19 protein-coding genes, 10 tRNA genes and 1 rRNA gene are annotated in these 20,929 nt (G+C 36.5%); 5 read left to right on the top strand and 25 right to left on the bottom strand.

Annotated elements, in window-relative coordinates:
* Positions 1-16 precede the first annotated feature (16 nt).
* Positions 17-1,093, bottom strand: a complete 1,077-nt coding sequence (gene rlmN, locus HNQ94_RS12205) for a dual-specificity RNA methyltransferase RlmN (RefSeq protein ID WP_174496871.1) — start codon at positions 1,091-1,093, stop codon at positions 17-19.
* A 151-nt stretch (positions 1,094-1,244) separates the two neighbouring features.
* Entirely contained in the window at positions 1,245-2,306 is a 1,062-nt protein-coding gene (locus HNQ94_RS12200) for an NAD(P)/FAD-dependent oxidoreductase (RefSeq protein ID WP_174496872.1), read from the bottom strand.
* A gap of 242 nt (positions 2,307-2,548) precedes the next feature.
* Here HNQ94_RS12200 and HNQ94_RS12195 point away from each other — a divergent pair, with 242 nt between their 5' ends.
* Both HNQ94_RS12195 and HNQ94_RS12190 read left to right on the top strand, forming a co-directional pair.
* Entirely contained in the window at positions 2,549-2,977 is a 429-nt protein-coding gene (locus tag HNQ94_RS12195; RefSeq protein ID WP_174496873.1) for an ester cyclase, read from the top strand.
* 27 nt (positions 2,978-3,004) lie between these two features.
* Positions 3,005-3,970, top strand: a complete 966-nt coding sequence (locus HNQ94_RS12190) for an MBL fold metallo-hydrolase (RefSeq protein ID WP_174496874.1) — start codon at positions 3,005-3,007, stop codon at positions 3,968-3,970.
* Between the two features lie 15 nt (positions 3,971-3,985).
* Here the strand turns inward: HNQ94_RS12190 and HNQ94_RS12185 are convergent, their stop codons facing one another.
* Together HNQ94_RS12185 and HNQ94_RS12180 are read right to left on the bottom strand one after the other, a co-directional pair.
* Positions 3,986-4,774, bottom strand: a complete 789-nt coding sequence (locus tag HNQ94_RS12185) for a GNAT family N-acetyltransferase (protein ID WP_174496875.1) — start codon at positions 4,772-4,774, stop codon at positions 3,986-3,988.
* A gap of 120 nt (positions 4,775-4,894) precedes the next feature.
* Positions 4,895-5,764: a Cof-type HAD-IIB family hydrolase gene (locus HNQ94_RS12180; RefSeq protein ID WP_174496876.1), complete on the bottom strand. Its 870-nt coding sequence runs from the start codon at positions 5,762-5,764 to the stop codon at positions 4,895-4,897.
* A gap of 170 nt (positions 5,765-5,934) precedes the next feature.
* Here HNQ94_RS12180 and HNQ94_RS12175 point away from each other — a divergent pair, with 170 nt between their 5' ends.
* Positions 5,935-7,134 (top strand): iron-containing alcohol dehydrogenase, encoded by a 1,200-nt coding sequence (locus tag HNQ94_RS12175; RefSeq protein ID WP_174496877.1) that lies wholly within the window; start codon positions 5,935-5,937, stop codon positions 7,132-7,134.
* A gap of 34 nt (positions 7,135-7,168) precedes the next feature.
* Here HNQ94_RS12175 and HNQ94_RS12170 read toward each other — a convergent pair whose 3' ends face one another.
* Positions 7,169-8,029 carry a VOC family protein gene (locus HNQ94_RS12170; protein ID WP_246200029.1) on the bottom strand — a complete coding sequence of 287 codons (861 nt, stop codon included), beginning with the start codon at positions 8,027-8,029 and terminating at the stop codon, positions 7,169-7,171.
* A 219-nt stretch (positions 8,030-8,248) separates the two neighbouring features.
* On the opposite strand from HNQ94_RS12170, the gene HNQ94_RS12165 reads away from it, so the two are divergent.
* Positions 8,249-8,755, top strand: coding sequence for a hypothetical protein (locus tag HNQ94_RS12165; RefSeq protein ID WP_174496879.1), 507 nt, complete (start codon positions 8,249-8,251; stop codon positions 8,753-8,755).
* A gap of 550 nt (positions 8,756-9,305) precedes the next feature.
* Here the strand turns inward: HNQ94_RS12165 and HNQ94_RS12160 are convergent.
* Positions 9,306-9,572 carry a hypothetical protein gene (locus tag HNQ94_RS12160; RefSeq protein ID WP_174496880.1) on the bottom strand — a complete coding sequence of 89 codons (267 nt, stop codon included), beginning with the start codon at positions 9,570-9,572 and terminating at the stop codon, positions 9,306-9,308.
* 16 nt (positions 9,573-9,588) lie between these two features.
* Positions 9,589-9,960 (bottom strand): Hsp20/alpha crystallin family protein, encoded by a 372-nt coding sequence (locus HNQ94_RS12155; RefSeq protein WP_174496881.1) that lies wholly within the window; start codon positions 9,958-9,960, stop codon positions 9,589-9,591.
* 86 nt (positions 9,961-10,046) lie between these two features.
* Between HNQ94_RS12155 and HNQ94_RS12150 the strand changes: the two genes are divergently transcribed.
* Positions 10,047-11,105 (top strand): hypothetical protein, encoded by a 1,059-nt coding sequence (locus HNQ94_RS12150; protein ID WP_174496882.1) that lies wholly within the window; start codon positions 10,047-10,049, stop codon positions 11,103-11,105.
* A gap of 69 nt (positions 11,106-11,174) precedes the next feature.
* Here the strand turns inward: HNQ94_RS12150 and glmS are convergent, their stop codons facing one another.
* The 18 genes from glmS to rrf form a co-directional block, all read right to left on the bottom strand.
* Complete coding sequence (glmS, locus tag HNQ94_RS12145; RefSeq protein WP_174496883.1) at positions 11,175-12,980, bottom strand: glutamine--fructose-6-phosphate transaminase (isomerizing); 1,806 nt, start codon at positions 12,978-12,980, stop codon at positions 11,175-11,177.
* A gap of 507 nt (positions 12,981-13,487) precedes the next feature.
* On the bottom strand, positions 13,488-14,840 hold the full coding sequence (gene glmM, locus HNQ94_RS12140; protein WP_174496884.1) for a phosphoglucosamine mutase: 1,353 nt from the start codon (positions 14,838-14,840) through the stop codon (positions 13,488-13,490).
* Positions 14,841-14,879: 39 nt separating this feature from the next.
* Positions 14,880-16,115, bottom strand: coding sequence for a CdaR family protein (locus HNQ94_RS12135; protein ID WP_174496885.1), 1,236 nt, complete (start codon positions 16,113-16,115; stop codon positions 14,880-14,882).
* A complete protein-coding gene (gene cdaA, locus HNQ94_RS12130) occupies positions 16,108-16,923 on the bottom strand; it encodes a diadenylate cyclase CdaA (RefSeq protein WP_174496886.1) in 816 nt (271 codons plus the stop codon). Before cdaA ends, HNQ94_RS12135 begins: the two co-directional genes overlap by 8 nt.
* A gap of 248 nt (positions 16,924-17,171) precedes the next feature.
* Entirely contained in the window at positions 17,172-17,822 is a 651-nt protein-coding gene (locus tag HNQ94_RS12125) for a zf-HC2 domain-containing protein (protein ID WP_174496887.1), read from the bottom strand.
* Between the two features lie 14 nt (positions 17,823-17,836).
* A complete protein-coding gene (gene sigW / locus HNQ94_RS12120) occupies positions 17,837-18,400 on the bottom strand; it encodes an RNA polymerase sigma factor SigW (protein ID WP_174496888.1) in 564 nt (187 codons plus the stop codon).
* A 331-nt stretch (positions 18,401-18,731) separates the two neighbouring features.
* Positions 18,732-19,637 (bottom strand): arginase, encoded by a 906-nt coding sequence (gene rocF, locus HNQ94_RS12115; protein WP_174496889.1) that lies wholly within the window; start codon positions 19,635-19,637, stop codon positions 18,732-18,734.
* Between the two features lie 226 nt (positions 19,638-19,863).
* A tRNA-Ala gene (locus HNQ94_RS12110) sits at positions 19,864-19,939 on the bottom strand.
* 12 nt (positions 19,940-19,951) lie between these two features.
* Positions 19,952-20,026 (bottom strand) — tRNA-Gly (locus HNQ94_RS12105).
* A gap of 6 nt (positions 20,027-20,032) precedes the next feature.
* A tRNA-Lys gene (locus tag HNQ94_RS12100) sits at positions 20,033-20,105 on the bottom strand.
* 25 nt (positions 20,106-20,130) lie between these two features.
* Positions 20,131-20,205: transfer RNA gene (locus tag HNQ94_RS12095), tRNA-Gln, on the bottom strand.
* Between the two features lie 4 nt (positions 20,206-20,209).
* Positions 20,210-20,294, bottom strand: a tRNA-Tyr gene (locus tag HNQ94_RS12090).
* 16 nt (positions 20,295-20,310) lie between these two features.
* A tRNA-Thr gene (locus HNQ94_RS12085) sits at positions 20,311-20,386 on the bottom strand.
* Between the two features lie 68 nt (positions 20,387-20,454).
* Positions 20,455-20,530: transfer RNA gene (locus HNQ94_RS12080), tRNA-Val, on the bottom strand.
* Between the two features lie 7 nt (positions 20,531-20,537).
* Positions 20,538-20,609, bottom strand: a tRNA-Glu gene (locus HNQ94_RS12075).
* 62 nt (positions 20,610-20,671) lie between these two features.
* Positions 20,672-20,744, bottom strand: a tRNA-Thr gene (locus tag HNQ94_RS12070).
* A 3-nt stretch (positions 20,745-20,747) separates the two neighbouring features.
* Positions 20,748-20,822: transfer RNA gene (locus HNQ94_RS12065), tRNA-Asn, on the bottom strand.
* Between the two features lie 12 nt (positions 20,823-20,834).
* Positions 20,835-20,929 (bottom strand): 5S ribosomal RNA (rrf, locus tag HNQ94_RS12060); the annotation flags it as partial.

Below are 20,929 nucleotides of genomic sequence, written 5' to 3'. Positions count from 1 at the left end.
TGGTTTAGCCTTTTAACTATGATTTTGATTTTTCTTTCTCTCTTTTAATTTGCTTACTTCTTAACTGACCACAAGCAGCATCGATATCTGTTCCATGTTCAACTCGGACACCACATTGAATGTTGTTTTTCATTAGTGTGTCATAAAAAGTTAAAATAGCTTCCTTCACGCTTCGTTCATATTGGTTATGTTCATCAACCGGATTATAAGGAATTAAGTTTACATAGCATAATTTTCGTTTATCCCCGATTAACTTAACCAATTCCAGTGCTTCTTCTTTATGATCATTCACGTCTCTTAATAAAATATATTCAAACGTAATTCTACGGTTTGTCTTCTCTAAATAATAATCAATAGCAGGCATCAGTTTTTCTAATGGAAATGCCTTATTGATTTTCATAATCCGTGTTCGTAGTTCATTATTTGGTGCGTGTAACGATACTGCCAAGTTAACCTGGATATCTTCATCCGCAAACTGACGAATTTTGTTTGGAAGGCCACTTGTAGAGACAGTAATATGTCTTGCCCCAATCCCTAATCCCGGTTGGGCATTAATGACATGTAAGAAATCCATTAAATTATCGTAGTTATCAAACGGTTCTCCTATACCCATAACAACAACGTGGCTAACTCGCTCTTCTTTCCCTCTTGCATCTAAGTGGTGCTGCACATTCATAATTTGCTCTACTATTTCACCACTAGAAAGGTCTCGATTTTTCGTTAATAAACCACTAGCGCAGAATGAGCATCCAATATTACAGCCTACTTGTGTCGTAACACAAACAGACATTCCATATTTTTGTTTCATTAATACGGTTTCAATCAAGTTTCCATCACGTAATTTAAATAAAAACTTAATTGTCCCATCTGATGATTCTTGTTTAATTTCTTCTTGTAATGTATGGATAGCAAAATGCTGTTCTAAAAGCTCTAAACAATCTTTATTTACATTTTTCATGTCCGTGAATGCAGATACGCGCTTATTATAAAGCCAATCCCAAACTTGTGTAGCACGGAACTTTTTTTGACCATGTTCTACAAGCCAATTGGTTAATTTTTCAAATGTTAATCCATAAATGGACTCTTTATGCATCGTTATACCCTCATTTCAAACGTTACAAAATTCTTTCTATTACTAAAAGTATGCCATAATACAATCAATTTATAATGATAAAGGGAAAATTGTAAGAAGTAAAGCGTAAAGAAAAACCCGCCATATGGCGAGCACCTTCTCAACTATTATCTTAGTGTCTTCTACTTAACCAGAGAACTCCCGTTTTAGCAAGTCGCGGAATAAGACCAGTAAATGGTTGACTGAACATATTTCCAAATCCATCTGTCTTACCCAAAGAGCCGAGAGCACCTTTTAATTTCACTTCTTTCGGAAGCTGGGGCTCCTTATCATGTAATACTGCTGAAAGTACGTCTGCTATTTTTTCTCCTTGCTGTCCTGCTAATTGGGCACTTGGAGAATAAACGGAAGAAGCACAATCACCGACTACATAAACGTTTTGTTGTGTTGGTACTTGATAATATTCATTTAAGACTACTTTTCCGTGAGGGTCTTTCTCGAATGGCAAATCTGCTACTAGATGATTTGGCTTTACACCCGCCGTCCAAATCGTTACATCATTTAAAAAGCAAATACCATTATTACATACCGCATCTTTTTCAACATATTCTACGTTGGCATGGTGAATGACTTCTACGTCATTTTTTTCAAACCAGCTCTCCACATACTCTTGAATTTTTGGATCAAAAGCACTTAAGACAGAAGCCCCTCGATCTAACAAGCGAACGTTAAGATCAGGTCTACTTTCCCTTATTTCAGAAGCAACCTCTATCCCACTCAATCCAGCACCGACAATAGCTACTTTTCCGTATGCATCCAAATTTCCTACAGCAATTCCTGTACGTCTTGCTTTCGCAATCGTTTGTACACTGTGAGTAAATTCTCGTGCACCATCAATGCCATGATAATTATCTTCACAGCCTAACCCAATAACTAAATAGTCGTAAGGAATGGGTTCTTCGATTTCACGTATTTCAATATTTTGTTCATCCGTATTAATTTTCTCTATTTCACCAAACACAGCATCTAATTGCTCATGCTCTGGAAAACCAATTCGTACTTCCTTATCAGATGAAGTGCCAGCCGCAATGGCATAGAACTCTGTCTTTAATGAGTGATATGGATTTCGATCCACTAATGTTATTTGTACATCTTTTGGCAAACCACTGTTTAGCAGTTTATTTACTATTTTGATTCCACCGTAACCCCCACCTAGAATGACTAATCTTTTCATAAATAAACCCCTTATCTTTATACCAGATTGAAAATATATATTATAGTAAAAAATTATCAATAAAAGCGTTTTCTCACATCTTATAGACTAACAAAGTTTTAACATAAAGACTAGCGTAAAATGGGAAATAGGAAGGATTTATGTTTGTACTTTTTTTACATAAAAAAATATATAGGTATTTTCTTTGTGATTTAGTACTATTTAAATAGTTCTATACAACGTATGGTGAAGGAGCTGATTGTGTGATTAGCCTAGATAAAAAACAAGTGGTTGAAAAATGGTTTAAGGATTATTTTACAAAAGGGAACCTAGAAGTTGTTTATGAGTTAACTACTTCTGACTTTGTTTACCATTCACGAAACGGTGAGAATAACCGAGAGAAAATGATTGATTTTATGAAATGGTATCGTTCTGTATTTCATGATGATGAGTGGGTTATTGATGATTTAATTGAGCAAAACGATAAAATAGTTGTACGCTACACGGGATGGATGACTTATAAAGGTGGATGGTTCAACATTCCCTCAGAAAATCAACGTGTGAAAGAAACCGGTATACTCATTTGTGAATTTGAAGACGGAAAAGTGAAAGAAATGTGGTGCGAAAATAGTGATGCTGCCATTCTTTATGAACTAGGAGCACTGGAGCATAATACCCACAAGGTTTTTTAAAGAAAAATTCGAATAGGAGTCTCTATCATGAACACTGTAATGAAAGATACGGAGTACTTTACTTTATATCAGTTAGCTGATGGTGTTTTTGCGGCTATTGCTAAACCAGGTACAGGTGCATGGAGCAATGCTGGTTTTGTTGATTTAGGGGATGGATTGTTAGTTTTTGATGCGTTTTCTACCCCATCTGCTGCTCAAGAATTAAGAAAAGTTGCAGAAGAAATTAGTGGTAAAAAAGTGGTCTATTTAATCAATAGTCACTATCATGGTGATCATGTCTTTGGTAATCAAGTATTTTCCGATTGTACGATTATTTCCACTTCCGTTACACACCAGTTACATAAAGAAAGAAATGTGATGAAGGATTTACGTACCGAACAAAAGGAAATGGAAGTTTATTTAAACGGTTTAAATCAACAAGCCGAAGCGACAACCGATGGTACTTTGAAGGAAGGTTTACGAAACCAATATGAAGAAATGTCTAAAGTATTGGATGATTTACCTCAGCTTCAAATGGTTTACCCAAATCTGATTTTTGAAGATAAACTTGTTTTACATGGAGCTAACCGCAGGGTGGAGTTGTACTGCTATGGAGGTGGACATACCCCTAGTGATACCTTGCTCTATTTACCAGAGGATAAGATAGCTTTTATGGGGGACATCGTTACGGAAGCTTTGCATTTACCTATTCATGATCCTGAGGAATTTCTACTTATCTTAAACAAAGTAGAAAAAATGGAGATCAATCAACTTGTACCTGGGCACGGAAATGTTAGTACTTTTGCATCGCTGCATGAGTTAAAAGACTATTTAACGTTTTTAATCGATCATGCAAAGCAAGCACATGAACAACAACATTCTTTAGAACATTTTATTTCCCATATTGTCACACCCCCTAAATTCCAAAAATGGCGAGGCGTTAATGGGATTGTTCCAAACCTAAAATCCGTCTATCAATACTTCGATAAAAAATGTAAGAACGAACCATATTAACATGGTTCGTTCTTATTAAAATTGGTTCATAGACCATTTTCCTATATCTACAAACCCTAATCTTTTATAAATTTTCCCTGCAGCAGGGTTGTCATAAAATAGGCAAAGACTTTTACCTTCTGAAAGTAAATCCTTACATAATCTTGTCATACAAGCACTGGCATATCCTTTTTTCATATAGTCTTTATGTGTTGCAACCCCAATAACCATAGCTGACATACTATTTTCTGCTGTTGTCATAGCAGTGGAAACAATTGTTTCCCCATCTTCTACAAAGTAAGTTCGCGATATTCCCGCTTCCATATTTCTAGTCATACTTTCCTCACGACCATCTCTTGCATCGAATTCAGGCGTCTGGTCATGCAATGCAATAATACGTGGTATGTCTTTAATGTCAGCTAATTTTATATCTACGTTAGCTACTTCTAATTCCGTCAATGATTCACATTTGGCATAATAAAATTCTCTTGTTTTACTCGGTTGTTTCGTTAAATACTTTTGAACTTCATGAACAATTTCCGAAATACCTGAAATCATTTTTGTTTTTTGATCACTTTTTTCAATAATATCCGCAAAGGCTGCCGCGTCAAAGTCATTAGGGGCATAAACAATAAAATTTTCACGATAGCGAAGTAAAACTGCCTTTAAATTTCCTAGGCCATCAAAATCTCCCCATACATCTTGGAAGTCTTCATCAAACCCAAAGGCCTCAATATCACCAATCATAAATAAGTTTTCTGCAGGTTTTTCCTTTATAAAATCCATCGTTTGGTTTCGATCACTTTCTAAAAGCTCTCTAATCATTTTCTTTCCCCCCTAATTAAGTAAATTGTATTTATATTACCAGACTCATTTTAAAAGACAATAGACAGATTAAAATTTTAAATTTTCAAACAACAATAAAAACTCTAGCAGATTCTTAAGCTAGAGTTTTTCCTTTTGCTTAACACCCTTCTTCTTTAACACCCATGCTGCTTGTATGTACCTTGCTACACTATCCTCTGTGTGTAAACCTATCGTTTTGTCTGCTATATCTTTGCATTCATCACAAGCATTCTCTACTGCTACAGCATAGTCGGCCGACTTAAACATTTTTATATCGTTTACTTGATCACCAAAAACAGTTACTTTTGCAGTCGGTAAATTGATGTACTCTTTTAAAGTTTGAATTGCTTGATCTTTTGTTGCTCTTTTATCATGTATGGTTAACCAATACCATCCGGGATTATATATTTCCTCAAACAAGTGAACTTCCACTCGTGAGCCCAATTGGTCTACCAATTCGTCTTTCAACCCTATTAACATTTCAAGGCGATTAATAAATGTGAAACAAACAACTTTATCTTGAAAGCTACTAGGTAATTTCTCACCCTTGATAAGTCTGTCATCTTTCATTCTAACTCGCTCTTGAAAATAAAAATCCTGACCAGCATTATCAATTTCAGGCACATATAAACAGTCTTTTTTACCGTTATAAGTAGAAATAAAAGGCTTAGTTTTATGCCTTAGTCCAATAGAATAAATGGAATCTAACAAGCTCGTTTCGATATTATGTACAAATAAATGCTCTCCAGTATGTAGGTCAGATAAATAAGCCCCGTTAAACTCAATAATAGGAATCGATATTGGAATACCCTGTAATATAGGCTGAATAGTTTTCACGCTTCTTGCGCTTGCAACAGTAAAAAGGAGACCTTCGTTTAAAAGATTGATAAGTATGTCCTTGGTTGTTGTTGATAAAGTTGCATCCTTTTGTAGTAATGTACCATCTAGATCTGAAATAAATATATCCAATAGTCTGCCTCCAATATATGCTTAACTAATTTTTTACTAGTTTCTTATTCCATCTAACATCTTAAAATCCCTTCTTCCCCACCCCAAACAACATTTCAAATTATATAGACTTTTTTGATTTAATATGGTGTATTTAATATATGAAATATTCTGAAAAAGGAGGCTTTCAGATGTACAAAATGTATTGTCGTTTTTACCAAAAAACGTTTCGCATGACTTCTTTTTTATTTCCTTGGCGCAAACCTGAACTAATCCAAGGAGAAAATAGTTTACGTAAGCTTTCTAAAGTAGTTAAAGATCAAAATATTGAAAGCGTTTTAGTTGTAACGGATAAAGGACTAATATCCCTAGGAATAATAGATCGATTGTTGGTTGACTTAAAAGAAGAGGGTATAAAGGTTTCAGTCTATGATAAAACCATTCCAAACCCAACAATCCACAATATTGAAGAGGCTTTACACATGTATAAAGAAAATAACTGTCAAGGTATTATTGCATTTGGTGGGGGCTCACCCATAGATTGTGCAAAAGGTGTTGGAGCAAGGCTTGCTAGGCCAAATAAATCAATCGAAAAAATGAAAGGAATTCTGAAAGTAAGAAAGCAGATTCCTCCATTATTTGCTGTTCCAACGACTGCTGGTACGGGGAGTGAAGCAACTGTTGCAGCCGTCATTTCGAATAGTGAAACACATGAAAAATACCCGGTAAACGATATGTCACTCATTCCCCATTATGCTGTGCTTGACCCGTTATTAACAGTAAAGCTTCCACCACACATCACTTCATCAACTGGAATGGATGCACTAACACACGCTATTGAAGCATACATTGGTAAGAGTAATACAAAGGAAACAACTCAATATAGCATGGAGGCAGTCAAATTAATTTTTGATAACCTTTATGAAGCTTATACAAATGGTTCCAATATAACTGCTAGAACGAATATGCAAAAAGCAGCATATCTAGCAGGTGTTGCATTCACTCGGGCTTACGTAGGTAATGTCCATGCCATTGCACATACTCTTGGAGGTTTTTATTCTTTCCCGCACGGATTAGCTAATGCCATTATTTTACCTCATGTCCTTGAGTACTATGGAACGACCGTACATAAACCTTTAGCTGAACTAGCTGATTTAGTCGGGATAGGTAGTGAGGGTGATACAATCGAGCAGAAGGCAAACCAATTTATTGAGGAAATTAAACGTTTAAACAGGAAGATGGATATTCCGAATACTGTGGAAGGGATTGTTGAAAAGGATATCCCCTTAATGGTGGAACGCGCTTTAAAAGAGGCTAATCCTCTCTATCCCGTACCTAAGATATTTTCAAAAGCGGATATGTTACATCTGTATAATGTAATTAAAGCTTAACAATAGGAAGAACCGAGATATGTATCTCGGTTCTTTATTTAGGTAATACCATTCGGATAACATTGGATGATGGGTCTTTTGCTACATAAAAATCACTTTCTTGTGTCACTGTAACACCTGATTGTACTAGTCGGTTCACCGCTTCACTTCTTGTCTCTTCATTAGGATAAACAAGTGTAAACCAGTTCAGCCCAACACTGTTCTCCGCTGGAGGATTTGCACCAACTCCATTCCAAACGTTTAGGCCAATGTGGTGGTGATATCCACCAGTTGAAGCAAAAAGCGCACCAGGATATCTTGTAACAATATCAAAAGCCAATCCATCTACATAAAATCTCTCTGTACTATCTAAATCCGAAACATGTAAATGAATATGACCCATTACAGTACGAGAAGGAAGTCCGCTCCACGGCTCGTTACTTTCTGCTAATAATCCTTCTGCATCTAATTGAACCGTAGCCATCTCCACTTTATCCCCATCCCAGTTCCACTCAGAAGAAAGACGATCACGATATACCTCAATACCATTACCATCCGGGTCCGAAAGATAAAGTGCTTCACTAACATAGTGGTCAGATGCCCCTAAACCGTATCGATGTTCTGTCTCTAAGATATGTTTTAAAAATGCTGAAAGATCCGCTCTTGTAGGTAAAAGAATAGCAAAGTGGAATAAGCCTGTGGTTCTTTCTTCTTTAGGTTTTACATTTTCCGGTTGTTCCAATGTCAATAATGGCGTTTTACCATTTGCTGTTAACCTGACTTTTCCATCGGCTCTATCAAGAATAGCAAATCCCATAATATTTTGATAAAAATCCAATGAATTTTCCAAATTCACTACATTTATACTTACCTCGCCTACATAAACGGTTGGTCTCTCAAAGAATTTGTTTTCCACTATTTGTAACCCCCTTTTCTTCATATATCTCAAATTCATATATTTGTAATTAGGAACAAATTGTAAATATATTATAACAATATGTCAATTAGTTTGTTTTAAAAAAAGCTTAATGTTTCCTTAAGTAAATCCAATGAAATAACAAATTGTTTAATTAGAACAAATAGGCATTTGAATGAATAGACTAGAGTACAAATACGTCAGAAAGGGGTTAACATATTGAATCCTACAGATTTTTTTAACAAAAAAAATGGTTTTCCTTTTAATGCAATACCTGAAACACAGTTTAATCCAGAACATATACATGACTTGAAACAAATGATTAAGCAATACCATTCCGTTTTAAACGATGATTTTTGGGGAGACATTCACGGTTTACGAACAAGCAAGAGGAAGGGAATTGAAATAATACCGATTGAAATTTGGGAAGATGAAGAAAACCTTTACTTAATAATTGTTGCTCCAGGATTACAAAATAAAAGTCACGCAAAAATTTACTTCCATAATGATCAAGCATTGACATTAAAAATTAAAACACATTCATTAAAACCTGTTCAATCTACTCAGCTAATCACTAGTGACTTGCCTCAAAATTATTATGAAAGAGAAATATTTTTAAAAAAATCAGTCCTCACATCAAGTTATTCTTCAAGTTATGAAAAGGGAGTACTTACTTATACATTTAATAAAGTAAATGATGAATTAGAAATTCCGTTTGACTTTTAAAAGAAGGAGGATAAGATTATTCCAAAAATAGAGATTAATATAGGTAACTTTAAAGTATTTCAACTCTCAGGAACTTCTTCTTTAGTAGTAGGAACAGGTAATTTTAAAGATCTTTTAAGCGAAGCCCAGACAACAAATGGTGTTGGCAGTGCATACGGTGATGGCTCCTATATTAACATGAGTCCTTACCAATCTCCCGTAAATGATCCCAGACTAATAAAAAGAAATGAACAACTGTATACACCATATAACCAACTCTACAACTCTAATTATCAGCCCAATGCCTATCCTATTTATTACACTTATCCCTATTTATATAATCAAATGTATCCTTAATTCACCTGTAATATTTTAAATATGCAGGTGAATTGCCCGTTGAAAGCAAAATATTCTGCTTGAAGCAGTCGTATAGACTCAGCAGCTTCAAAGGGCAAATCCAGTTATAGTTACCTCTAGTTTCCATTTTATATGTAAGAAACAACAATCTATTATAAAACAGGCTTTAAAAAAGTACACCCCCAATTATTTGAAGTGTACTTTCATTTACTTATTAGTCCTCCAAACCTAAAGAAGATTGTGCAATAGGCATGAATGAATCAAAGCCATCAGGGTCATATAATGGCGAAGCTACTGGCTGAAGATTGTTAAAATCAAAATCCCCAAATGTTTGCCCTGCAATTAAATTATTTTTAACCTGGCTCTCTAATGACTGAAAAAGTGATTCTCCTATTGCAAAATTAGCGGTCGTTTCCATTTGATTAATTTTTACTCCACCAAAAAACACGATACCAATCGGTTCATTATCAGCAAAAGCCATTTTTCTCACAACCTTATCATTTACTTATATAAATTTCTAAAATACCGTTCTCGTAACTAAAATTTACGTCATTCTTTTTTACTGTATTCGGCAATTGTATTTTCCGATGAAAAGGACCCTGATAAATCTCTTGAGAAATAATTTTTTTGAAATTTTCAGGAATAATTGTAACAACTTTTCCTTTTATTTCAAGATATCCTTCCTGACCAAAATAAACTTCTAAATTATCCTTTTTTACTCCAGGGAGACTAATGCGTAGAAAATAATGATCATCCATTTCAAATGAATCTAACCTTGGAGTCCGAACCTTTTTTTGATTGTCAATGTGTAGATTATCTTGTGAGGCTCGTTCCAATCCTTTTATTTGACCATTCTTTCCATGATACATAATGATACCTCCAATGGAATAAGTATTTTATAGTATATTCAAATCGTAAAAAAGAGTGAAAGAAGTTTTTTCTACGAGGTGTTCCAATGCATTACAAGCAAACAAACGAAGAAATTATTAAAAACCTCCAACAACAAGTTAATTATTTAAATCAACAAATTCATTATTTAAATGATTATGCGAATTACTTAAACGTTTATGAGTACCATATACAGGCAGTAAATATTGCAGAAGTAAGAGGGACACTCCAATTAGGTCACTTAATCGAAAAAGAACTATATGATAGTGATGGAATTCATCGTTTTTTTATAGGAGAAATAAAAATTAGAGAAATTAGCGAATCAGGAACGGTTGGATTAGGGGTTTCAGAAAAAGGGAATAAAAAAGAGCTTCCAAAAGAAAACCGTGACAAAGTAGAAAAAATATATCAAGATGTAAACTTACTTTTACAAGTAGATGAGGTCCCTTCCTTTTTTTCGAAACTAAGTACTCAACACGAAGTATTGAAAAGCGTTTGGTATTCAATTAATACAAATTGGGAGCCAAGTTCTAATACCTTTACTGTTTTTTATGAAGATGTCTTAAGACTTTTACATGATACCGTTAATATCGAAAAAAACGGCTCCAAGCCTATTTTAGAGGCTGACACATATGTTGAAATAGCCACTAACATAGAAAAACAAGCTAAAACGTTACTAATCATTACCTATCTACTTGAAAGTTATTTACCAGGATACATGGATCAATATCACCAAAGCATTATTAAAATAAGTCCTGGAAAACTGTCGTTTCCACACCATCATGCAAGGAAGGATGCTAGTATTCAACAATTAGAAAATGCAATAAAAGACACTTTTCATTTAGAGCAGCTGCCCTCAACATTTGATGAACTAATAGAACATCCTAATGAGTTTCGCTTCTTTTTTGATTACATGTTAAAAACATTAGTTGATAATGGCACTACTACAAAGTACTTTTTTTCTATGCAACACTTATATATAGATCGTACAAAAGATATTTTGGTCGACAATATGGAAATTCAAATGAGTGCAACTGATCAAGCATTTCTCTTCTCAACACTAATTAAGCATTTTGATTACTATCAAAAAAATATTTTGCTGGAATACATGTTGCTACATATTTAATTTGAGAAAGGAAAAATAAATAACCTACTAGAGAAAAATCCCCAGTAGGTTATAGCTAGTTATAAATAATTATTCTACCGTTACACTTTTTGCCAAGTTACGTGGCTTATCAACGTCACAATCACGATGAAGTGCAGCGTAATAAGCAATTAATTGTAGTGGTACTACTGAAACAAGTGGTGTTAGTAATTCATGGACTGCAGGTACGACAAATGCGTCGTTTTCTTCGTTCAGTCCTTCCATGCTAATAATGCATGCATTTGCACCACGTGCTACAACCTCTTGTACGTTTGCACGAATGGAATAATTAACATTTTTTTGTGTTGCTAGTGCAATTACTGGTGTACCTTCTTCAATAAGAGCAATCGTACCGTGTTTTAATTCACCACCAGCAAAGCCTTCTGCTTGAATATATGATATTTCTTTTAACTTCAATGCGCCTTCCTGACCAACAAAGTAATCAATTCCGCGACCGATGAAGAAGCAGTTACGAGTTGTTTCTAAATATTTGGAAACCACTGCCTCAATTTCATCTTTTTGATCGCAAAGTGCTTCTATAGCAGAAGAAACAATTGCGAGTTCTTGAAGTGGATCAAAATCCAAATCAATTCCTTTTGCCTTCGCTGTATCTACAGCAAGAATAGCAAGTACGGCAATTTGTGCTGTATATGCTTTTGTAGATGCAACAGCAATTTCAGGACCTGCATGAAGATGCAGTGTATAGTCCGCTTCACGAGAAAGGGTAGAGCCTGGTACGTTTGTAATCGTTAGAGCTGGATAACCCATTTCTTTTATTTGTACAAGTACAGAACGACTATCAGCCGTTTCTCCACTTTGGGATATAAAGATAAATAACGGTTTTTCAGATAAAAGTGGCATATTATAAGAAAATTCACTAGCTACATGTACTTCAACAGGTACTTTTGCTAAGTTTTCTATTAGTTGTTTACCAACTAAGCCTGCATGATAACTAGTGCCTGCCGCAATAATATAAACACGATCTGTATCTAGCATAGCTTGACGAATATCCTTATCAAGCTTAATACCTTCCTTTTCATGTCTATATTCTTGAACAATTTTACGGATGACAGCTGGTTGTTCATCAATTTCCTTCAGCATAAAGTGTGGATAAGTTCCTTTTTCAATGTCACTCGCATCTAATTCTGCAACGAAATGTTCACGTTCTACACGAGTACCATCAAGCTTTTGAATTTCAACACCTTCACGCTTTACGATTACAACCTCTTTATCCATAAGTTCAACAAAACGATCCGTTACTTGTAGCATAGCCATAGAGTCACTAGAAACTACATTAAACCCATTGTCTCCTAAACCTACTAGTAATGGGCTTTTGTTCTTTGCTACGTATATAGTATCTGGATCTTCGTTATCAATGACAGCAACTGCATAGGAACCATGTAACAGACTGATGGTTTTACGGAAAGCTTCTGAAACATTGCCTTTTTGATCGTAAAGTTTTTCCAGTAACTGTACGATTACCTCTGTGTCTGTTTCACTCTTCAGTTGAACTCCTTGTAAATACTCATTACGTAAATCAACATAGTTTTCGATTACTCCGTTATGCACAATCGTAAAACGACCAGACGTACTTTGGTGTGGATGAGCATTTTCTTTACTTGGCGCACCGTGCGTTGCCCAACGTGTATGACCGATTCCCATTGTTGCATGAACATCTTCATCTACTGCATCACGTAATGTTGCAATTCTTCCTTTTACCTTGAAAACATGAACTCCGTTATCATTTAAGACAGAAATACCAGCCGAATCATAACCGCGATATTCTAGTTTTTCTAATCCTTTTAATAAAACTTCTTTCGTATCTTGATGTCCTATATATCCTACAATTCCACACATATTCGTGTTTCCTCCCTTAGTAAAGGGGCAAACAGACCTTGCTATTTAATAGGGGCTTTTTGTTTGCCCCTTTCTCGTGTTTTAAGTGTTTCATCTTGTCTTGAATATTTGTGCAAAGAGTCACCTCTTTGTTTTCCATTCAAAACGTGCGGTTGAGATGTAACAACCGGGAGGCATCCGCCGAACAATCTCGATGAACCTCCACCTCGTCAACTAAATCTATAGCGACCTGAGTTTAGTTTTACTCATTAGTTCGCTCTGTACGATCTAGTCCTGGCGCTTTATATTTTTAACATACGACCCTCCTGTCTATGTTCGAATCAAGGCCTTGATTCCAATTAATGATATTCTTTGTTGAAGTTTGCGTTTTTATCACAAGGCGCAATTACAATTTTATCCGACAATAGTAAGACGCGTCAATGCCATTTTTTGTTACAATTTCATTTCATATCTTACATAATACAATATGCGCAGGTCACTTCTTTGTGATACCTGCGCATATCTTTGTTATTCTTTCATACCTAATTGTTGTTGGATAACTGTTGCCACTTGATCTACATACTTTTCGCAATCCTCTTTGGTCGGGGCTTCAACCATTACTCGGACAAGTGGTTCAGTACCTGACGGTCGGACAAGTACTCTTCCATTACTTCCTAAACTTTCTTCCACTTTGTTTATTTCTTCTTGTATAAGAGAATTTGTATGGATTTGATTTTTATCAATAACTTTTATATTTTTTAATACTTGCGGGAAAATTTCCATTTCCTCTGCCAATTCAGATAATTTCTTCCCAGTATCTTTTAAAATATTTACTAATTGTAGAGCAGAAAGCATGCCATCTCCAGTAGTAATGTAATCGAGGAAGATGATATGACCCGATTGCTCTCCACCTAAGTTGTAGCCACTTTTACGCATTTCTTCCATGACATATCGATCACCAACAGCTGTTTTCACACTGTACATATCATTTGCTTCAATGGCTTTATAAAAGCCTATATTACTCATTATTGTGGAAACAACTGTATCTTGCTTTAGTCTACCTTTTGATTTTAAATACTTCGCGCAAATATACATGATTTGGTCACCATCAACGATATTTCCTTTTTCATCAATGGCTATTAAACGATCACCATCACCATCAAAAGCAAGACCTATATCTGCACCCTTTTCCATTACTACCTCGCGCAAGGTTTCAGGATGCGTTGAGCCAACACCATCATTAATATTTAGTCCATCCGGGGATGTTCCTATCGTCGATATTTCTGCCTCTAAGTCAGCAAATAAATGCGGTGCAAGTGATGAAGTAGAACCATTCGCGCAGTCTAAAGCGATGTGCAAACCATCAAAATCATAGTCAATTGTTTGCTTTAAGTACTGCATATATTTTTGGCCGCCCTCGAAGTAGTCATTTACCTGCCCTACTCCTGCTCCCGTTGGACGTGGAAGTAAATCTTCTTCTTGATCAATTAGCTTTTCGATTTCCGCTTCTTGAGCATCTGTTAATTTAAATCCATCTGGACTAAAAAATTTAATCCCGTTGTCTTCTACTGGATTATGAGATGCTGAAATCATTACCCCAGCTTCTGCTCCTAACGCTTTTGTTAAAAAGGCAACACCCGGTGTAGAAATAACACCCAAACGCATAACCTCTGCACCAACAGAAAGAAGTCCAGCAACTAATGCTCCCTCAAGCATATGCCCTGAAATACGGGTGTCGCGACCAATTAATACTTTTGGACGTTTTTCACTATCCTTCGTTAGTACATATCCGCCATAACGGCCTAATTTAAAAGCTAACTCAGGTGTCAAGTCCTTGTTCGCAACGCCTCTTACACCGTCAGTACCAAAATATTTACCCATATTAAGATCGCTCCTTCACTCTGTTCCCTAACATTCTATTTACTCAATTCGCACACGTGCATTATTGTAATTTGGTTTCATCATAATACCATCTGGACCTTTAAGGTCGATTACTGTTTCAAATTCACCATTAAAGAAACCTTCTACATTTATACTTGCCGAAAATTGTTCTTCAGATATATCTTTTAGTTGTTGAGCTGTTCCAAATACAGTTATCGCAACAGTTTCTTCTTCTGGCTCTATAAATGAAACCGTTTTTCCATCCTCCAAGTTCGTTACTTGGATAGGTATATTTTCGATGGTTACCGTTTCTGTTGGTTCTACGTTAATAGTTGCATTGACAGTTATCGGTTCTACTCTAGTCACTCCTGGTGGAATAGGAACAACTAGTTCTATTGTTTTATCTTCTGTTATATTAGTTAAATCAATAATGAGATTATCTATGCTCTCAATACCATTTAACACTTCAGCTTGTCCGAATACCATCACCGTATCTTGTTCTAGAGAAATAGACTCTAGGCTTATTCCTTCACCTAATTCACCCGTAGTTGTATAGGTTAAAGGTACTTCTTTTCTGCCAACCTCTAGTGGTATTTGCACATGAACGGTAGATGGGTTTACATACACATTAAGCTCATTTCCTTGTTGGTCATACACCTTAACGGGTGCATTTCTTATATCTATTTCATCTGTTACCCCGGTCAAATCAACAATTGCTTTAACCATTGCAACTTTGTCGACTTCTGACTTAGAGCCAGTGACACTAACTGTTTCAGGTGAAATGATTGGTTCTCCTAAAATAAACCCATCATCCATATCTTCATAATTCAACATTTCTACTTCAGCTTTAAACTCACTCGTAGCCCTTTCCTCAATCGTAACTTCTAATGTCTCTGGTTCCATTTGAACAGATAGTTGATTCGATATACCTTGATGCTGTACCTTCACTTCATGAGTGCCCTCTTCTAAACCTTCTAAGTCAACGAATATATCAAAGTTTCTCTGTCTGGCCGTAGCCTCTACTACACTTGTAGAACCTTGAATCGAAACACTTACATACTGTGGAACACCTTGTACAACATATTTTTCTTCATCTAAATGAACCTGTAATGGAACATTATTTATAGTGGCTACTTCGTTTGAAGTTTTCGGGAAAATAGTTCCGTCAGGGCGAGTTGCATTTTGTTCATTTAAGCTTACCGTTACATATAAACCAATAGCGAGTAGTAAAGAAATTACTCTTATAAACCAAGGGGTCTTTAACCACTTATCCATTTTTCTTCCCCCTCCAGTTCCAACTTTTTGTCGCTGGAGCAAAAATCGACTTTAACTCACTAGATAGAATTTCTCTTAGTGCGTCATCTTCTAAACTTCGGTGTAGTTCCCCGTTCTTTGTACAGGATACCGATCCTGTTTCCTCGGACACAACGATTGTAAGGGCATCGGTTACCTCGCTAATACCTAATGCTGCACGGTGCCGAGTTCCTAGTTCTTTTGAAATAAAAGGACTTTCAGACAACGGAAGATAACATGCTGCTGCTTCAATGACGTCTCTTTTAATAATAACAGCACCATCATGTAATGGTGTGTTAGGAATGAATATATTGGTCAAAAGCTCGCTCGTTAATTTACCATTAATAGCGATACCTGTTTCCACATAGTCACTCATACCTGTTTCTCTTTCAATGGAAATTAATGCACCGATTCTTCGTTTTGCCATGTACTGACATGATTTAACGATAGCCTCTATCGAATGATTAATTTCCTGTTCTTCAGAATAGCTCCGGGAAAAGAACTTTCCTCTACCTAATTGTTCCAGAGCCCGCCTTATTTCAGGTTGGAAAAGGATTATGACAGCTAATGGTCCCCACATAATGGTTTGCCACATTAGCCATCGAACAGTCTGCAACCCAAAGATGGAGCTCAAGAAAAAGATAGCTAACACAACAAATATACCTTTTAAAAGCTGAACAGCTTTTGTACCCCTGATTAGCATGAATAATTTATATAAAACAAACCATACAAGGGCGACATCTATAATTATTCGCAATAATTCTACGAAATCAAATCCCCCATCAAGCATGTGCACACTTCCTTCTACCGTTGTATTGATAAAATAAATTTACATTTTTTCACACTAATTTTATTATAGCATACATAAAGATTTGAACGCGAGGATACCTGACTAGAGGCAAAGTGAAGGGCATGAGTCCAATCAAATTGTGAACTCATGCCCAACAAGATGTACCTAATCAACCGTAAGGAGATACTTCGCTTACATGTGTATTCACCTAAGTTGAAAAATTAGTTTTATAATAAAACAATAAACGATTAAAAAACGGAGCCACTAAAAGAAACAACTTTACCTACTGTCTTTTTCACATGATACCAAGCCCACTCAAATACTTGGTTTACGACTTCAATCTCACCAGTAACTTCGCCAGCAGATGCTTTAAGCTTATCCCCATCTTCAAAGGAATCATTCAATAATTTTCCATTAATTAAAATTACATCACCTTCTACTTTTCCTTCAATTCTCAAGTCGCCATTTTTCACTACTAAGTCGCCTGATATGACTTTACCTTCAGGAACAATCACGACATTATCTTCAAAAACAATGTGCTCCTGGTTGGAAACAACTAGCTGATCACCTTGATTCCATAAGGAAACTATGCTTGATAGCATAAGCACAAAGAAAATGGCTGCTGCAGTAAAAACCGGATGAGCTTTAAACCATCTTTTATAGCTAATTGTTTTTTTCTCTTTCGGCAAACTGTTCATTACTTTAGAGGCAAAGTTCGTTGGTGCTTGCACGTTGCTTATACTTTGAACTAATGTAGTGGTACGCTTTAATTCATGAAAATGATGTTGACACCCTTCACATTTTACAAGGTGGTCCCTTAATTTTTTTTCTTCGTCTCGAGTAATTTCATGATCCAAATATTTATGCATATACTCTACTATTTCTCTTGGACAATTCATCCTTATACACTCCCTTACAAATCCTGAAGCTTTTTCCGTAAAGCTTCCCTACCACGGTGGATACGGGTTTTTACAGTACCCATAGGCATATCCAAAATTTCACTTATCTCTAAAAGGGATAAATCGTCTATGTACCTTAATGTAATGACTGAGCGATATTTTTCGGGTAAAGTCATCACTTGCTTTTGGATATACGATTGGAGCTCCAGACTTTCAACCTCATCTTCAGGTAATGGTTCATCGGTTGAAAGTTGGGAATACATTGTTAATCCTTCAGTACCCGGAACCTCTGCATCTAAAAAGTAGTCTGGCTTCTTTTTTCTTATACGATCAATAGAAAGATTTGTAGCTATTCGGTATAACCAAGTAGAAAACTTTCTCGTCTCATCAAAGGAGTGAATATTTGTATAAGCTCTTATAAATGCTTCTTGTGCTATATCTTCTGCTTCGTGAATGTTACCCAACATTCGATAACATATTTGAAAAACCTTGTTTTGATAAAAGTTTACCACTTCTTCAAAAGCAGATTGATCACCTTTTTTTACTTGTTTAATTTTTTGTTTGATGATGGTTTCCATCTTTAAGTACCTCCGCTTGATTTGCGGGTTCTATACATGTACGAACACCAAACAAATCTGGTTTCAAAAATTTCAACTTTTTTTGCTTTTCGAAGAAGTGAAGTGTTCTTATTAAACATAAATAAAACCTGGCTTAATGCCAAGCCTCTTAGCACGGGCAATAACTAAATTCCCTTTATCATCATTATGTACCGCAATTAATACTTACCAGTACGTGAGTACTCAGGTAAAGTCAAAAAAATTCCGCTTAAAGATTTGATTGGATCTCTTAAATAAAAAAGGAAGCAACTTATGATGACATAAGTTGCTGATTATCGTTGTCTTATCCTAATTATAACAATTTCTCGCCAAATAGAGAACCCATTAATCCAACAGCTACTGATGCTGTTTTATTCTTTTCATCTAAAATTGGATTTACTTCTACAAACTCTGCTGATGTAATAATTTTTGCTTCTGCTAGCATCTCCATAGCCAGATGACTTTCTCTATAGCTTAATCCACCAATTACTGGTGTCCCAACCCCCGGGGCATCCATTGGGTCTAATCCATCTAAATCTAGGCTTAAATGAACACTGTCAGTACGTTCCTTTAAATAATTTATCGTTTCACCCATTACTTTAGACATACCTAGACGATCAACTTCATGCATTGTAAATACTTTAATACCTTTTTCTTTTATCAGTTTACGTTCACCTTCGTCAATCGATCTTGCACCTATTATCACTATATTTTCTGGCTTAATTTTTGGCCCATAGCCACCTAGTTTAACTAAACGCTCATGCCCAATTCCTATACTAACCCCTAACGGCATTCCATGAATATTACCTGATGGTGATGTTTCACCCGAATTCAAATCAGCATGAGCATCGTACCAAATTACTCCTAGGTTTTCATAGTGCTTAGATATTCCAGCTAGGCTACCTATTGAAATGCTATGGTCTCCGCCTAATACTAATGGAAAATTGCCTTTTTTTATAACCTCATCTACAGCTAATGCTAAATTTTCATTCCCGGTTGCAACTTCCTCTAAATTACGCAAATTGCCCTCATTATTTAATTTGCGACGATCTGGACGCTTAATTTCAATATCCCCCAAATCCTCTATGTTAAGCTTTAGTGCTTCTAGTCGTTCAATCACACCAGCATAACGGATGGCACTAGGACCCATATCAACCCCTCGTCGATTTTGGCCTAAGTCCATTGGAACTCCTATTACAGATATATCTTTATTTAACATGGCTCTTCCTCCTTTTTCTCTACTCTTATTTTAGATAGAGATGTAGCAATGATTCAACTGGACAAAATAATGTATATATATACGTATCTTTTCTTATTAAAAAAAGTTTATAACGTAAAGTTTCTTGGCTTTTAATTAGCATCTATTAATTTTCTGATTTAAGAAGATAAAATGAACACAAAAAAACTGTTCTCTTATAAGAGAACAGTTTGTTTAAAATATGTATTGGTGGAGCCTAGCGGGATCGAACCGCTGACCTCCTGCGTGCAAGGCAGGCGCTCTCCCAGCTGAGCTAAGGCCCCTTAAATTACCTCTGGAGCGGAAGACGGGATTCGAACCCGCGACCCCCACCTTGGCAAGGTGGTGTTCTACCACTGAACTACTTCCGCAAACGATGAGCCATGGAGGATTCGAACCTCCGACCCTCTGATTAAAAGTCAGATGCTCTACCGACTGAGCTAATGGCTCGTTCTGTTGTTAAATAATAAAAAAATGGCTGGGCCACCAGGATTCGAACCTGGGCATGGCGGAATCAAAATCCGGTGCCTTACCGCTTGGCTATGGCCCAACAATGGTGGAGGGGGACGGATTCGAACCGCCGAACCCTGAGGGAGCGGATTTACAGTCCGCCGCGTTTAGCCACTTCGCTACCCCTCCATATATAATTACTTAATGGTGCCGGCCAGAGGACTTGAACCCCCAACCTACTGATTACAAGTCAGTTGCTCTACCAATTGAGCTAGACCGGCTAAGTTGTGTACCCAAAGGGCATGACTTTGTTTGCAGCCTAGAACCGACATTTATTATAAATGTAGTATGGTGGAGGATGACGGGATCGAACCGCCGACCCCCTGCTTGTAAGGCAGGTGCTCTCCCAGCTGAGCTAATCCTCCAATGTGATGACCCGTACGGGATTCGAACCCGTGTTACCGCCGTGAAAGGGCGGTGTCTTAACCGCTTGACCAACGGGCCACTCTATATAAAAGCAACGTCTCTAATAATCTTTGAAATTAATTCGGTAGAGTTCGGACCAAAGCTTCCAGCCGGGCTTGAACCGGCGACCTCTTCCTTACCATGGAAGTGCTCTACCTGCTGAGCTATGGAAGCATATGGCTCCACCGGTAGGATTCGAACCTACGACCAATCGGTTAACAGCCGATTGCTCTACCTCTGAGCTACGGTGGAATAACTATATACGCCCAGCAGCGTCCTACTCTCGCAGGGGAAGAACCCCAACTACCATCGGCGCTGGAGAGCTTAACTTCTGTGTTCGGAATGGGTACAGGTGTGAC

The organism is Salirhabdus euzebyi (genome assembly GCF_014207435.1).
Taxonomy (GTDB): Bacteria; Bacillota; Bacilli; order Bacillales; family Alkalibacillaceae; genus Salirhabdus; species Salirhabdus euzebyi.
The sequence above is the reverse complement of the archived record's forward strand: the minus strand, read 5'-3'. Positions and strand labels throughout refer to the sequence as shown.